The organism is Duganella sp. BJB1802, assembly GCF_013369445.1.
In the GTDB taxonomy this organism is placed as follows: Bacteria; Pseudomonadota; Gammaproteobacteria; order Burkholderiales; family Burkholderiaceae_D; genus Rugamonas; species Rugamonas vulcania_A.
Genome location: NZ_JABWEF010000005.1, coordinates 58,882 through 72,322, shown reverse-complemented (window position 1 = coordinate 72,322; position 13,441 = coordinate 58,882). Strand labels below are relative to the sequence as shown.

Sequence of the window (13,441 nt, the reverse complement as noted above, 5' to 3'; positions counted from 1 at the left end):
CCCAGCCATGCCCTCCCCGTTCAGCCGCCGCACCCGCATCGCGCTCGCCGCCGCCGGCGTCCTCGTCGCCGTGCCCGCCATCGCCGTGATCGTCCTGCTCAACTACGACTGGAACCGCGCCCGCCCCTGGCTCAACGACAAGGTCAGCGAGGCCATCGACCGCCCGTTCGCCATCCGCGGCGAGCTGTCGCTGACCTGGGAACGCCAGGGCCGCGGCGACGCCGACCGCACCTGGCGCGACTACCTGCCGCTGCCGCACCTGGTGGCGCGCGACGTCCATGTCGGCAACCCGTCCGGCTGGGCGGCGCCGGCCGAGATGGCCAGCGTCGGCCGGTTCTCGTTCGCGATCGACCTGCTGCCGCTGCTGGAGCACAAGCTGTCCATCCCGGTGCTGCGCTTCGACACGCCGGTGGTGTGGCTGCAGCGCAAGGCCGACGGCGCCAACAACTGGACCTTCAAGCCGGCCGACAAGCCCTCGCCGTGGAAGCTGGACCTGCAGCGCGTGGTGCTCGACAAGGGCACGGTGCACTACAGCGACGCGCTGACGCGGGTCGACGCGGTGGCCGACGTCGACACCCTCAACGCCGACCCGGCCTACGGCGTGGCGTGGACCCTGCGCGGCAAGTGGAACCAGCAGGACGTCACCGGCGGCGGCAAGGCCGGCGCGGTGCTGTCGCTGCAGCAGCAGGCCACGCCCTACCCGCTGGCGGCCAACATCAACGTCGGCGGCAACAGCATCGCCGTGACCGGCACGCTGACCCGGCCGTCCGCGCTGACCGCGCTCGACATGCGCCTCAAGCTGTCCGGCCCCAGCATGGCGCGGCTGTACGCGCTGACCGGCGTGCTGCTGCCGGAGACCCCGGCCTACGCCACCGAGGGCCACCTGACCGGCCACCTGGGCGCGCGCGAGAACCGCTGGATCTACGACCGCTTCACCGGCCGCGTCGGCCATTCCGACATCGCCGGCAAGCTCGAATACCGCTACGGCCAGTCGCTGCCGCGCCCGCTGCTGACGGGCGCGGTGCAGTCGAAGCTGCTGCAGTTCTCCGACCTGGGCCCGCTGATCGGCGCCGACTCCAACGCCAGCAAGCAGGCGCGCGGCGTGGCGCCGGTGCAGCCGGGCGACCGCGTGCTGCCGGTCGAGCCGTTCAAGACCGAGCGCTGGACGGCGCTGGACGCCGACGTCGGCTTCAAGGCGCTGCGCATCACGCGCGACAAGGACCTGCCGATCGCCAACCTCGACACGGTGATCGACATGCGGGACGGCGTGCTGTCGCTCAAGCCGCTGGACTTCGACATCGCCGGCGGCCGCTTCACGTCCAGGGGCCGGCGGACGGCAGCGGCGGTCAACCGCGACGCCATCGGCGCCGAGCTGAGCGCCGCCGCGCGCCACCTCAAGCTGCGCCAGCTGTTCCCGCGCATCGAGGAGATGCAGGCCACGGTGGGCGAGGTCAACGCCGACATCTCGCTGTCGGCCACCGGCAACTCGGTGGCCGGCCTGCTGGGCACCTCCAACGGCGAACTGAAGGGCGTGATCAACGAGGGCAGCGTCAGCAAGCTGCTGCTGGAGGAGATGGGCCTGAACATCGGCAACGTCGTGCTGACCAAGCTGGTCGGCGACAAGCAGGTCAAGCTCAACTGCATGGTGACGGACTTCGGCGTCAACAACGGCCTGATGCGCTCACGGCTGTTCGTGGTCGACACCTCGGACGCCAAGATCGACATCGCCGGCACCGTCAACCTCGGCAACGAGAAGATGGACCTGACCTTGCGGCCCGACGCCAAGGGCGTGCGGGTGATCTCGCTGCGGGCGCCGATCTACGTGCGCGGCACCTTCAAGGAGCCGGCCGTCAGCGTCGACAAGGGCGTGCTGGCGCTGCGCGCGGGCGGCGCGCTGGCGCTGGCGGCGGTGGCGCCGGTGGCGGCCATCCTGCCGCTGATCAACGCCGGTCCCGGCGAGACCACCGGCTGCGCCACGCTGCTGGCGCAGCAGGGCGGCAAGCCGGTGGCGCCGCCGCCGGGGAAATCGCCCCGGCGCTAGGACGCCTCTATGTGTGCTGCCGAACGGAGCGAACCATGATTCCTGCGTACGCTTCCGGTATTGGCGCACGTCACCACTCGCGCCTCCATCAGCAAGGAGAACATCATGAATACCAAACGCATCGTATCGAGCGCCGCCATCGTGGCGGCCACGCTGGGCCTGAGCGCCTGCGCGGGCATGTCCAACCAGGACCGTAACACCGCGGTCGGCGCCGGCGTCGGCGCCGTGGCCGGCTCGGTGCTGACCGGCGGCAGCGCGGTCGGCACCGTGGGCGGCGCCGCGGTCGGCGGCGTGATCGGCAACCAGGTCAGCAAGCCGCCCCGTTAAGCCTCACAGGAACACCTTGGCCATGCCCATGGCCCCCTTGTCCTTGACCAGCTCATAGCAGCGGCAGGACGCCGCCTCCAGCCCGGTGGAATCGAGGATCTCGATATTGCCGCGGCTGTAGGTGATCAATTTCTGCTGTTGCAGCGCACTGGCCGCCTTGGTCACGCCCACCCGCCGCACGCCCAGCGCATGCGCCAGGAACTCATGGGTCAGGTGGAACTTCTCCGATTGCAGACGGTCGCGCGTGATCAGCAGCGTGCGCGCCAGGCGCGCCTCCAGCACATGGAAACGGCTGCACACGGCGATCTGGATCGCCTGCGCCAGCAAGGTGTCGGTATAGCGGTACAGCAGCCGCTGCAGCGCCTCGTTGCGCTTGAACTCGGCGCGGAAGTCGGCCACGGCGATGCGGCTGGCGCGGCCGGCGCGCTGCACCACCGCGCGCACCAGCGCCAGTTCGTGGCCCAGCGCCACCGACGCGCCGATCATGCCTTCCTGCCCCACCGATCCCACCTCCAGCGTCATGCGGCCCTCGGCCACCGCCAGCAGCGAGATCAGACTGTCGACCGGAAAGTACACATGGCGGATCGCCTGGCCCGGTTCATACAGCACCTCGCCCACGGCCACCCGCACCGTGTCGCACAGCGCCAGCAGCTTGCCCTGGTCGTCGTCGGCCAGGCTGGACAACAAGCGGTTCAACGCCGGCCGGGCCGGCGCCCTGTCGTCGTCGGAAAAAAAGGAAGGATGGGTATGCATGGGGTCAGCGTAATGGCTGCGATTTGCCGTGTATGTACGGTGACGCACGGAAGCAGACCTAGTCTTCAGGGAAAATCCGGCGTGCAGTGCATTACCCTAAACATCAACAACAGGACACATCATGGACACCCCAACCAACAAGCCCAAACTCCACCCGATCATGGTCATCGCCGCCGTCGCGGTGGTGCTGTTCTGCGGCGTCGGCAGCGCCGCCATCATGGGCTGGCTGCCGACCTCCAGCGCCACCGTGCCCGGCGCCGCGCCGATGCCGGGCCAGCTGTCGTCGGTGCCGCCGCAGGAGCAGCAAGGCGCGCCGCCACCAGCCGGCTACGCCGGCAACGCCGCGCCGTATCCGACGCAGCAGCAGGAGCAACAACAGCCGCGACAGCAGGAACAAGCAGCGCCGCAGGAACGCGTGGCCCAACAGGCCCCGGCCGTCTGCGGCGGCTGCGGCGTGGTGGAATCGGTGCGTTCGATCGAGCACCGCGGCCAGGGTAGCGGCGTGGGCGCGGCCGGCGGCGCCATCCTGGGCGGCCTGCTGGGCAACCAGATCGGCAGCGGCCACGGCCGTCAACTGGCCACGGTGGCCGGCGCGGTCGGCGGCGCGGTGGCCGGCAACCAGGTCGAAGGCAATATGAAAACCACGCACAGCTGGGAGATCGTGGTGCGCCTGGACAATGGCAAGAAACGCGTGCTGCACCAGTCGTCCCAACCGCAATGGCGCTCGGGCGACCAGGTGAAGATCGTCAACGGCCAGCTGCGCTCCCTGTAAGGTCCCTGCCCCCCCTACCGCGAAAGGACCATCATGGCGGAGCTCGACCCCTCACCCCTGTCCCTTGCCACCCATGGTTCCTCGCACTTCGTCCGGTTCTACAAGGACGACAGCCTGCTGCTCGACGAGGTCGCCCCGTTCATCCACCAGGCCCTCGCCGCCGGCGGCGCCAGCATCGTCATCGCCACCGCCGAGCATCTGGTGGCGCTGCGGCGGCGCCTGGCCCGCCTGCAGGCCGAGACGGGCGCAAGCGATCCCGGCGCCCGGCTGGCGACGCGCGACGCCGAGCAGACGCTGTCGGCCTTCATGGTCGACGACTGGCCCGACGCCAAGCTGTTCGACGCCACGGTCGGCCAGCTGGTGCGCGAGCTCGCGGCGGACTCGGCCACCATCCACGCGTTCGGCGAAATGGTCGCCCTGCTGTGCGAGCGCGGCCGCTACAGCGCCGCCGTCCGGCTGGAGGAGTTGTGGAACGAGCTGGCCCGGCGCAACCGCTTCACGCTGTTCTGCGCCTATCCGTGGAGCCAGTTTCCCAACGCCGCCATGGCGGACACCTTCCGCCACGTCTGCGCGCTGCACGACCACGCCGCCCACTGCGCGGCCGAGGCGCCGCCGTCCCACAATCCGCAGCAACGCCTGCTCGAACTGGAGCAGCAGGCGCTGTCGCTCGGCGCCGAGATCGCGCGCCGCCGCGCCGCCGAAAGCGCACTGGCGCAACGTGAACGCGAACTGGCCGACTTCGTCGAAAACGCCGCCGAGAGCATCCACCAGGTCGGCGCCGACGGCACCATCCTCTGGGCCAACCAGGCGGAGCTGCGCCTGCTCGGCTACCGCTGGGAGGAATATGTCGGCCACCACATCGCCGCCTTCCACGCCGACGCCCCGGTCATCGACGACATCCTGGCCCGGCTCAAGGCCGGCGACACCGTGCGCGACATGCCGGCGCGCCTGCGCTGCAAGGACGGCGGCATCAAGCACGTCCTGATCAGCTCGAACGGCCATTTCGAGGACGGCGCGCTGCGCTACACCCGCTGCTTCACGCGCGACGCGACCGAACGCCACCAGCGCGACGAGGCGCAGGCCGAGCGCGAGGCGCTGATGGCCGAGCTGGCCGCCAGCGGCCGCGCCAAGGACGAGTTCCTCGCCATGCTGGGCCACGAGCTGCGCAATCCGCTGTCGCCGATCCTGACCGCGCTGGAGGTGATCCGCCGCCAGGGCGGCCACAGCGTCGCGCACGACATCATCGGCCGCCAGCTCACGCACCTGATCCGCCTGGTGGACGACCTGCTCGACGTCTCGCGCGTCAACACCGGCAGCATCGTGCTCCAGACGGAGGCGCTGGACCTGGCGCAGATCATCGACAAGGCGGTGGAAATGGTCGCGCCCCTGCTGGACAATCGCCAGCACCGCTTCAGCGTCGACGTGCAGGGGCCGCTGCCGGTGCGCGGCGACCATGTGCGCCTGGTGCAGATCATCGCCAACCTGCTGACCAACGCGGCGCGCTACACCCCGCCCGGCGGCGACATCCGCCTGGCCGCCAGCGGCGACCGCGAGCACGTGTATGTCAGCGTGGTGGACAACGGCATCGGCATCGCCGCCGACGCCCTGCCCCATGTGTTCGACCTGTTCTACCAGGACCGGCGCGACACCGACCGCTCCACCGGCGGACTGGGCGTCGGCCTGGCGCTGGTGAACAACCTGGTGGGCCTGCACGGCGGCGGGGTCGAGGCGCGCAGCGCCGGGCCCGGCCAGGGCAGTGAGTTCCGCCTGCGCCTGCCGCGCCTGACGCAGGCGGCCGATGCCGCGCCGGACCGTGACGCGGCGCAGCCCGCCGCCGGCGCGGCGCAGCGCAAGCGCATCCTGCTGGTCGACGACAACCTCGACGCCGTCAGTCTGATGGCCAATTTGCTGGAGCTGCACGGGCATGACGTCCAGGTGTTCAACGAGCCGCTGGCCGCGCTCGCCCATCTCGACAGCGTGCTGCCGCAAATCGCCGTGCTCGACATCGGGCTGCCGACGATGAGCGGCTACGAGTTGGCCGGCAAGATCCGCCAGCGCCTCGAAGGCCACCCCTGCCGCCTGTTCGCGCTGACCGGCTACGGCCAGGCGATCGACCGCGAGCGCGCGGACGCGGCCGGCTTCGAGCAGCACCTGGTCAAGCCCGTGCACGCCGAGCACATCCTGCGCCTGATCGCCGGCGAGGCGCCCTGAGCCGCGCCCGCATCGCGTGTTCGAGTTCGTCTTAGTACGCCAGCGTACAGAAGGCAGGAAACAGTTGGCACACAATGGCTGCATACCAAAACGAAACGACCTTTTAACAACCCGAGGAGAATCACATGCTCTACACTATCGCTGTCGTTCTGCTTATCCTGTGGCTGCTGGGCCTGGTCACTTCCTACACCATCGGCGGCTTCATCCACATCCTGCTGGTGGTCGCCATCATCATGGTGCTGCTGCGCCTGATCAGCGGACGCGGCGTCTAGCCCGCACCGCCCCCCGCATGCGGCGCTCCACTAAACGGTGGCGCGCCGTTTTTATTTGGGCGGCGGCGTTTTGGCGTATGCTGTGCCCACCTTATCTTCGGGAGCCAACATGAAGCGACTGATATTTTCCCTGGCCGTGCTGGCCGCCGCGCAGGCGCCGGCCCAGACCATCAAGCCCGGCCTGTGGGAGCTGCACAACAAGGTCAAGACCGGCAACCCCCAGGCCGACCAGGCGATGGGCATGGCGCTCAAGCAGCTGGCCAACATGCCGCCCGAGCAGCGCGCGCAGATGGAGGAAATGATGAGGCAGAACGGCGTCTCCATGCCCAAGGCCGGCGAGGACGGCGCCGTGGTGCTGACCGCCTGCGTCACGCCCGAGATGGCGGCCAGGAAGGAACTGCCGATGAATCAAAAAGGAAAATGCAGCTCGAAGAGCGAGCCGGTGGCCGGCGGCATGAACATCTCGTTCACCTGCACCGACCCGGCCTCCAGCGGCCAGGGCACGCTGCGCTTCAACGGCGACAGCGCGTATGTGATGGACATGCACGTCGCCAGCGAGGCCGGCGGCACGCCGCGGAACGTGCAGGTGGAATCGACCGGGCGCTGGCTCGGCGCCAGCTGCCCGGTCAAGCCCAACTGATCACTCGGTGTCGGAGAACGCCATGTAGCGCTGGAAGGCCAGCGTGGCGATAGGACCGACCGGCAAGGTGCGCGCCTCGTAGCGGATGCATGGCGTGACCTTGCCGTAGTTGCCGGTGTTGAAGATCTCGACCGCCGTCTCCAGCTCCTCCGGGCGCACCGAACGCTCCTCGACCACGATGCCCTCCTTGGCCAGCAAGGCGATCACCCGCGCGCGGGTGATGCCGGACAAGAAGGTGCCGTTGGCCACCGGCGTCACCACCTTGCCTTCGGGCGTGACCAGGAACAGGTTGGCCGATGCGAACTCGGCCACGTTGCCGGCGTTGTCGCACACCACCGCGTTGTCGAAGCCGCGCTGCTGCGCCTCGCGGATCGCCTTGCTGGTGTTGGCGTACAGCGCGGAGGCCTTGGCATCGGTCGGCGCCATCGACGGGTCGGGGCGGCGCAACGCCGTCAGGCAGGCCGAGAAACCGGTGAACGGCGGCATCGGCGCGTCGAACAAGGTCAGCGCGAAGGCGCTCTTCTCCGGCACCGGCACCAGCAGGCCGTCGGTGCCGAACACCAGCGGACGCACGTACAGCTCGGCATCGGCGGGGAACTTGGCCACGCCCTCGCGCACCAGCTGTTCCATCTCGTCGACCGACAGCGGGCACACCAGGCCGAGCCGCTCGGACGAGGTGATCACGCGCTGCAGGTGCAGGCGCAGGTCCGGCATGTGGCCGCGGATCGAGCGCGCGCCGTCGAACACGGACGATCCCAGCCACACGCTGTGGTCCATCGCGCCAAACAAGGGAGTGTTGCCTTCGGACCAGCCGCCGTTGAAGTAAGTCAGATACATGCTTGTTCCTGATGAGTGCTAAAACAAGCAATTTAGCACGGATCAGAAAGCGTGGCGCAGGCCGATGTTGATGGCCCGGTCGCCATGGCCGGCGCCGGTGGCGTTGCCGACCGTGTAGCCGGCGCCGTTGCGGTTCTGGATGCGGGCGAAGGCGCCATACAACTCGGTGCGCCGCGACAGCGCGTAGCTGACGCCGACCGCGAACTGGTTGGCGTCGCGGTGGGCGCCGCTGCGGTCGTCCTTGTGGATGTAGGAGGCCAGCAAGGTGGTGGCGCCCATCGGCACCGCCACGCCGACCAGCACGTCGCGGCTGTTGTCGGACGGCGTGCTCTGCGCGACCGCGCCGTAGGGGTTGGACATGTCCCACGGCGAGCTGCCGGCGCCCCGGCTGTGGCCGTACGCGGCGTAACCGACGAAGCGGCCGAAGTCCACATTGGCCGCCACCAGCGTGTTGCTGGCCGACTGGTCGACCGCCGACGCGGCGCCGCTGGCGTCGAGAGGATTGTCCTTGCGCTGGTGGGTGACGCGCAGGTTGACGGCGCCGCCCTCATAGCCGATGGTGGCGCCGTAGGCGCGGTTGGCCTTGCTGTTGTAGGGCGACTCGCCGACGCTGTAGATCGCCGCGCCGTTCCAGCCGCTCTTGCTGCGCGGCGACTGGTATTTGATGGTGTTGTCGTAGCGGCGCGTGGTGTAGCCGACCAGGTTGGCCGCGCTGCCGGCCATGCCGCCGTGGAAGGGATCGGCCACGTCGGTCAGCGTCTCGTACAGCAGGTTGTACTGCCGGCCCAGGGTGACCGCGCCCAGCGGTCCGTCCAGCCCGACGTAGGCCTGGCGGCCGAACAGCTTGCCGTCCTGGTCGGACGCGCCGGTGTCGTTGAGGATGCCCGCCTCCAGCGTGTAGATGGCCGACGTGCCGCCGCCGAGCTCCTCGCGTCCGCGCACGCCGAGCCGCGAGCCGGCCGACACGCCGCTGTCGAGCCGGGTGCGCGCGCAGGGGCCGATGCAGCCGCGCTCGGCCACCACGCCGGCGTCGAGCAGGCCGTAGACCTGCACCGACGACGGCGCCTGCGCCGCCGCGACCATCGGCACGACTCCTGCCAGCATGATGCCTATCGATTTCATGATGAGCCTGGAAAACGTATGCCGTGAGGCTCATGGTAGGACAGCGGCCGCGGCCCCTCTGTGCGCGGGACCACGTAGGCGGCATATTCGCCTCAGTAGTGATATCGGCAGGAGATGAGCACCAGGTCCTCTTCCGTGGCTTCGTAGACCAGGCGATTTATCTCGTCGATCCGCCGGGACCACAAGCCGGAGAGATGATGTTTCAACGCCTCTGGCTTCCCGATGCCGGTGAAGGGATCTCTCTGCGCGTCCTTGATCAGGTCATTGATGCGCTTGAGTGTCTTCCTGTCTTGCGTCTGCCAATAGAGGTAGTCGTTCCAAGCCTCATCGGTGAACTTCACGTTGCGCATGCTACGTCGCCTCGGCATCCGGAATATCGATTAATTCCCGCTGCCGCACCTGCCCCGCGCGCGCCTGCGCGATCGATTTTGCCAGGTGTGCCGCGTTGGCGGGTGAGCTCAACAAATGCACGGTCTCCATCAGCCCGCTGTAGTAGTCGAAGGACATGATGACCGCATCCGGCGCGTCGCGGCGGGAGATGACGGTGACATCCGCATCTTCAACCACCTGGTCGATCACAGTCCGAAGGCTGTTGCGCGCATCGGAAAAATTGACGATTCTCATAGGATGCTCCCCATTTCAAAACTTGTACGGTAAATTGTACATGTTTAGCCATCCGGACGGTTTATTTATTTCTGTCATCAGTTGCCCATAGGACAGCCAACGTTCGCCAACGTACATACTTGCCAGACTTATACGACTATACTGCGACTTTGTCCCTACGCGGTTCGTCCGCCCCACGCATGCTAGAAATCCTTGAACGCATCGCCGCAGACAGCAACGACATCGGCCTGATGGTCGAGTTGTTCGACACCCTGCGTCCGCAGCGCGCCACCGACGGCGCGCGCGCCACCGCCAACGTCCGCACCCTGTGCCAGCTGTTGAAGGGCAACCCGGCCCACGCGCAGGCGCTGGGCCGCTACGCGCGCACGCTGCTGTCCAGCCGCCGCCACGCCAGCCTGTACACCGAGATCGGCGTGCTGTCGAACGACGGCTTCTTCACCGAATTCAAGCGCCGCATCGCCTACCGCATCCTGCCGCCCGCGTTGGGCGACGAGTACCTGAGCGACGCGCTCGACCAGGTGGTGTACAAGCGCACTGACCACCTGTGGATCGCCGCCGTGCCGGCCGCCGACTGGCTGGCCCTGATCGACGTGATCAGCCTGCACGACGAGGAGGAACAGCCGCCGCAATTGATGCTGCCCGGCCTGCTGGAGGCGATCCGCACGCTGTCCTACCGCGTGTGCGCGATCGGTCTGGAACCCAAGCTGACCAATTTCCACACCGAGATGGAGACCTACGAGTCGCCGTTCATGGTGCAGAACTTCGAGGTCAACGCCTATCTGGACAACTACCAGCGCCGGCTGGCCGGCGACGAGGTGGCGCTGGAGGACGCGCGCCACCTGCTGGTGATGCTGGACCAGTGCGACGGCGTGGTGGCCAAGATCCGCAAGAAGGCGCTGAGCCAGGGCACCAGCATCGCCCTGACCTACCTGCTGGTGACGCTGACGCAAAGCATAGACCGCCTGCGCAAGCTGCTGTTCCTGGTGGACGTCAGCGGCGAGCTGCCGGCCGCCGCCGCGGCCGAGCTCAACCTGCTGGCCGCCACGCACGCGCCGCACCAGCAGGAAGGCCCGCCCAGCCCGCGCCGCAGCGCCGCCGTCGGCCTGGGCCTGGAGCTGATCAAGGCGCACAACCACAAGTACATGCTGCGCGACCTGATGCGCGACAATATCGACCTGCTGGCGCGCAACGTCACCGAGAACGCCAGCCACACCGGCGAGCACTACGTGGCCAGCCAGCGCAAGGAGCTGACCGGCATGTTCGTGTCGTCGGCCGGCGCCGGCCTGGTGATCGGCTTCATGGCGCTGTTCAAGATATTGATGTCCTACCTGCGCGCCGCGCCGCTGGTCGAGGCCTTCCTGTTCAGCATGAACTACTCGCTGGGCTTCATGTTCATCCACTTGCTGCACTTCACGGTGGCCACCAAGCAGCCGGCGATGACGGCCTCGCGCATCGCGGCCGGCCTGCACAGCAAGGACGGGCGCAACATCGACATCGACAGCATGGCCGAGCTGTGCGTCAAGGTGATCCGCACGCAGAACATGGCGGTGCTGGGCAACCTGGCCACCGCCATCCCCACCGCCTGGCTGATCGCGCTGGCCTGGCCGTGGCTGACCGGCCACCACCTGGTGTCGCCGGAAAAAGCCATGCGCCTGCTGCGCGACATCGACCCGATCCACGGGCCGACGCTGATCTACGCCGCCATCGCCGGCGTGTGCCTGTTCGTGGCGGGCCTGATCTCCGGCTACTACGACAACAAGGCGCTGTACACGCGCTGGTCGCAGCGCATCGCGCAGCTGCGCGGGCTGCGCTGGCTGCTGGGGCCGGAACGCCTGGCGCGCCTGGGCGTCTACATGGAGAACAATCTCGGCGGCCTGATGGGCAATTTCTTCTTCGGCATCCTGCTGGGCGTGATGCCGCTGCTGGGCTTTTTGCTGGGCCTGCCGCTGGACATCCGCCATGTGACGTTCTCATCGGCCAACTTCGCGACGGCCATGGTCGGACTGGATTACCATGTCAGCTGGGAACTGGTGCTGACCTCGGTGGCCGGTTTCCTGGCCATCGGCACGGTCAACCTGCTGGTCAGTTTCGGGCTGGCGCTGTGGGTGGCGCTGCGCTCGCGCCAGGTGCGCTTCAAGCAGGGCTGGCAGTTGCTCAAGGCGCTGGGCCGCCGGTTCCGCCGGGGGCCGGTATCGTTCTTCTTCGGCTCCGAGGCCGAGGAGGCAGAGTTGTCCGACACAGCGGTCGCCACTGAGAAGGCCCACAAATGAACCTCGCGCGCATGCGTTGCTGGCTGCCCCTCTGCCTGATGTGCTGGGGCCTGCTGGGCGCGTGCGCGTCGCTGCCCAACGTGACGGCGATGAGCGACAAGCTGGAGCCGGCCGCCGTGCCCAGCGTGCAGGGCGTCAACGGCAGCCTGAGCCCGGAGCGCGGCAAGGCGCTGCTGGCCAAGCGCTGGCCCAAGGGCTCGCTGGACATGCAGGCCCAGGCCGCGCTGGAGGAAGCGGCCACCGGCGTGCCCCTCATCGCCGGCAACAAGTGCACCTTGCTGTTCGACGGCCCGCAGACCATGACGGAAATGCTCAAGGCCATCAACGCCGCGCGCGACAACATCAACCTGGAAACCTACATCTTCGACCAGGACGAGCTGGGCCTGAAGTTCGCCGACGCGCTGATCGCCAAGCAACAGCAAGGGGTGACGGTCAACATCCTGTACGACAGCGTCGGCACGCTGGGCGTGCCGGCCGGGTTCTTCGAGCGGATGCGCCAGGCCGGCATCCACCTGGTCGAGTTCAACCCGGTCAACCCGGCCAAGCTGAGCGGCGAAAGCTGGAAGCTCAACAACCGCGACCACCGCAAGGTGCTGATCGTCGACGGCAAGGTGGCCTTCACCGGCGGCATCAACATCAGCGCCACGTACGCGCGCAGCTCGCTGTTCCGTTCGTCCGCCAGGCCGACCGACAAATCGCAGGTGGGCTGGCGCGACACCCACGTCAAGGTCGAAGGGCCGGCGGTGCAGGCCTTCCAGTGGCTGTTCGTGCGGCACTGGGTGGCGCAGGACAAGAGCGACCTGGCGGACGCCGACTACTTCCCCAAGCCGGTGGTGGCCGGTGACAAGGTGGTGCGCGTGCTGGGCAGCGACCCCGGCGGCAAGTTCGAGATCTACAAGGCCTACAACCTGGCGATCCAGGAAGCCAAGCGCAGCATCCACATCACCTCGGCCTACTTCGTGCCGGACCGGCAGACGGTGGACGCGCTGATGGCCGCGGCGCGGCGCGGGGTGGACGTCAAGATCGTGCTGCCGGGCGTGTCCGACAGCGGGCTGGTGTTCTACGCCGGCCACGCCTTCTACGACGACTTGCTGGAGAGCGGCGTGCAGATCCACCAGCTGAAGCTGGCGGTGTTGCACGCCAAGACCGCCGTCATCGACGGCAACTGGTCGACGGTGGGCTCGACCAACATCGACACCCGCAGCTTCCTGCACAACAGCGAGCTCAACGTCGTAATCATGGGCGAAGCCTTTGGTGGCGAGATGGAGCAAGCCTTCCAGGAAGACCTGCGCGACTCGGCGCGGATCACGCTGGAGGCGTGGCGCCACCGTCCGTGGGCCGACCGCCTGCGCGAATTCGCCGCCCGCTTCATGAACTACTGGCTTTAAATCAAGTGGGGTCAAGTCTGACATTCGGACACGAGCCCGGCTGTAGCATGGGGGTCAAGTCTGACATTCGGACACGAGCTCAACCGTAGACAGCATGGGGGTCAAGTCTGACATTCGGACACGAGCTCAACCGTAGACGGCACCTACGGTTGAGCTCGTGTCCGAATGTCAGACTTGACCCCAC

At 67.9% G+C, this 13,441-nt stretch carries 13 protein-coding genes; 8 read left to right on the top strand and 5 right to left on the bottom strand.

The genetic code is table 11. The features are described 5' to 3' along the window. Positions 1 to 7 precede the first annotated feature (7 nt). Together HUX88_RS09865 and HUX88_RS09860 are read left to right on the top strand one after the other, a co-directional pair. Positions 8 to 2,041 (top strand): AsmA family protein, encoded by a 2,034-nt coding sequence (locus HUX88_RS09865; RefSeq protein WP_176361656.1) that lies wholly within the window; start codon positions 8 to 10, stop codon positions 2,039 to 2,041. Between the two features lie 105 nt (positions 2,042 to 2,146). Next, positions 2,147 to 2,368, top strand: a complete 222-nt coding sequence (locus HUX88_RS09860) for a glycine zipper 2TM domain-containing protein (RefSeq protein ID WP_117010519.1) — start codon at positions 2,147 to 2,149, stop codon at positions 2,366 to 2,368. A gap of 3 nt (positions 2,369 to 2,371) precedes the next feature. On the opposite strand, the gene HUX88_RS09855 is transcribed toward HUX88_RS09860, so the two are convergent. Continuing rightward, positions 2,372 to 3,121: a Crp/Fnr family transcriptional regulator gene (locus HUX88_RS09855; protein ID WP_176361655.1), complete on the bottom strand. Its 750-nt coding sequence runs from the start codon at positions 3,119 to 3,121 to the stop codon at positions 2,372 to 2,374. A gap of 121 nt (positions 3,122 to 3,242) precedes the next feature. Between HUX88_RS09855 and HUX88_RS09850 the strand changes: the two genes are divergently transcribed. From HUX88_RS09850 to HUX88_RS09835, 4 genes are all read left to right on the top strand, one after another. Then, on the top strand, positions 3,243 to 3,893 hold the full coding sequence (locus tag HUX88_RS09850; RefSeq protein WP_176361654.1) for a glycine zipper 2TM domain-containing protein: 651 nt from the start codon (positions 3,243 to 3,245) through the stop codon (positions 3,891 to 3,893). Between the two features lie 33 nt (positions 3,894 to 3,926). Continuing rightward, complete coding sequence (locus HUX88_RS09845) at positions 3,927 to 6,104, top strand: ATP-binding protein (protein ID WP_176361653.1); 2,178 nt, start codon at positions 3,927 to 3,929, stop codon at positions 6,102 to 6,104. A gap of 125 nt (positions 6,105 to 6,229) precedes the next feature. Continuing rightward, positions 6,230 to 6,376 carry a lmo0937 family membrane protein gene (locus HUX88_RS09840; protein WP_008446864.1) on the top strand — a complete coding sequence of 49 codons (147 nt, stop codon included), beginning with the start codon at positions 6,230 to 6,232 and terminating at the stop codon, positions 6,374 to 6,376. Between the two features lie 109 nt (positions 6,377 to 6,485). Beyond that, entirely contained in the window at positions 6,486 to 7,016 is a 531-nt protein-coding gene (locus HUX88_RS09835) for a DUF3617 domain-containing protein (RefSeq protein WP_176361652.1), read from the top strand. On the opposite strand, the gene HUX88_RS09830 is transcribed toward HUX88_RS09835, so the two are convergent. The 4 genes from HUX88_RS09830 to HUX88_RS09815 all read right to left on the bottom strand — a co-directional run bounded on the left by HUX88_RS09830 (position 7,017) and on the right by HUX88_RS09815 (position 9,599). Next, complete coding sequence (locus HUX88_RS09830) at positions 7,017 to 7,853, bottom strand: branched-chain amino acid aminotransferase (protein WP_176361651.1); 837 nt, start codon at positions 7,851 to 7,853, stop codon at positions 7,017 to 7,019. A 42-nt stretch (positions 7,854 to 7,895) separates the two neighbouring features. Then, positions 7,896 to 8,975 carry a porin gene (locus tag HUX88_RS09825; protein ID WP_176361650.1) on the bottom strand — a complete coding sequence of 360 codons (1,080 nt, stop codon included), beginning with the start codon at positions 8,973 to 8,975 and terminating at the stop codon, positions 7,896 to 7,898. A 92-nt stretch (positions 8,976 to 9,067) separates the two neighbouring features. Next, positions 9,068 to 9,325 carry a Txe/YoeB family addiction module toxin gene (locus tag HUX88_RS09820; RefSeq protein ID WP_117009636.1) on the bottom strand — a complete coding sequence of 86 codons (258 nt, stop codon included), beginning with the start codon at positions 9,323 to 9,325 and terminating at the stop codon, positions 9,068 to 9,070. Between the two features lies 1 nt (position 9,326). Continuing rightward, on the bottom strand, positions 9,327 to 9,599 hold the full coding sequence (locus HUX88_RS09815; RefSeq protein ID WP_117009635.1) for a type II toxin-antitoxin system Phd/YefM family antitoxin: 273 nt from the start codon (positions 9,597 to 9,599) through the stop codon (positions 9,327 to 9,329). A 179-nt stretch (positions 9,600 to 9,778) separates the two neighbouring features. Between HUX88_RS09815 and HUX88_RS09810 the strand changes: the two genes are divergently transcribed. Both HUX88_RS09810 and cls read left to right on the top strand, forming a co-directional pair. Next, on the top strand, positions 9,779 to 11,869 hold the full coding sequence (locus HUX88_RS09810; protein ID WP_176361649.1) for a site-specific recombinase: 2,091 nt from the start codon (positions 9,779 to 9,781) through the stop codon (positions 11,867 to 11,869). Continuing rightward, complete coding sequence (gene cls / locus HUX88_RS09805) at positions 11,866 to 13,257, top strand: cardiolipin synthase (protein WP_229219275.1); 1,392 nt, start codon at positions 11,866 to 11,868, stop codon at positions 13,255 to 13,257. The genes HUX88_RS09810 and cls overlap by 4 nt, the downstream gene beginning before the upstream one ends. Positions 13,258 to 13,441: the final 184 nt, after the last annotated feature.

What these genes read in the sequence shown, in the direction of transcription:
- HUX88_RS09865 (WP_176361656.1), top strand. Translation starts at nt 8, where the DNA reads ATGCCCTCCCCGTTCAGCCGCCGCACCCGCATCGCGCTCGCCGCCGCC.
- HUX88_RS09860 (WP_117010519.1), top strand. Translation starts at nt 2,147, where the DNA reads ATGAATACCAAACGCATCGTATCGAGCGCCGCCATCGTGGCGGCCACG.
- HUX88_RS09855 (WP_176361655.1), bottom strand. Translation starts at nt 3,121, where the DNA reads ATGCATACCCATCCTTCCTTTTTTTCCGACGACGACAGGGCGCCGGCC.
- HUX88_RS09850 (WP_176361654.1), top strand. Translation starts at nt 3,243, where the DNA reads ATGGACACCCCAACCAACAAGCCCAAACTCCACCCGATCATGGTCATC.
- HUX88_RS09845 (WP_176361653.1), top strand. Translation starts at nt 3,927, where the DNA reads ATGGCGGAGCTCGACCCCTCACCCCTGTCCCTTGCCACCCATGGTTCC.
- HUX88_RS09840 (WP_008446864.1), top strand. Translation starts at nt 6,230, where the DNA reads ATGCTCTACACTATCGCTGTCGTTCTGCTTATCCTGTGGCTGCTGGGC.
- HUX88_RS09835 (WP_176361652.1), top strand. Translation starts at nt 6,486, where the DNA reads ATGAAGCGACTGATATTTTCCCTGGCCGTGCTGGCCGCCGCGCAGGCG.
- HUX88_RS09830 (WP_176361651.1), bottom strand. Translation starts at nt 7,853, where the DNA reads ATGTATCTGACTTACTTCAACGGCGGCTGGTCCGAAGGCAACACTCCC.
- HUX88_RS09825 (WP_176361650.1), bottom strand. Translation starts at nt 8,975, where the DNA reads ATGAAATCGATAGGCATCATGCTGGCAGGAGTCGTGCCGATGGTCGCG.
- HUX88_RS09820 (WP_117009636.1), bottom strand. Translation starts at nt 9,325, where the DNA reads ATGCGCAACGTGAAGTTCACCGATGAGGCTTGGAACGACTACCTCTAT.
- HUX88_RS09815 (WP_117009635.1), bottom strand. Translation starts at nt 9,599, where the DNA reads ATGAGAATCGTCAATTTTTCCGATGCGCGCAACAGCCTTCGGACTGTG.
- HUX88_RS09810 (WP_176361649.1), top strand. Translation starts at nt 9,779, where the DNA reads ATGCTAGAAATCCTTGAACGCATCGCCGCAGACAGCAACGACATCGGC.
- cls (WP_229219275.1), top strand. Translation starts at nt 11,866, where the DNA reads ATGAACCTCGCGCGCATGCGTTGCTGGCTGCCCCTCTGCCTGATGTGC.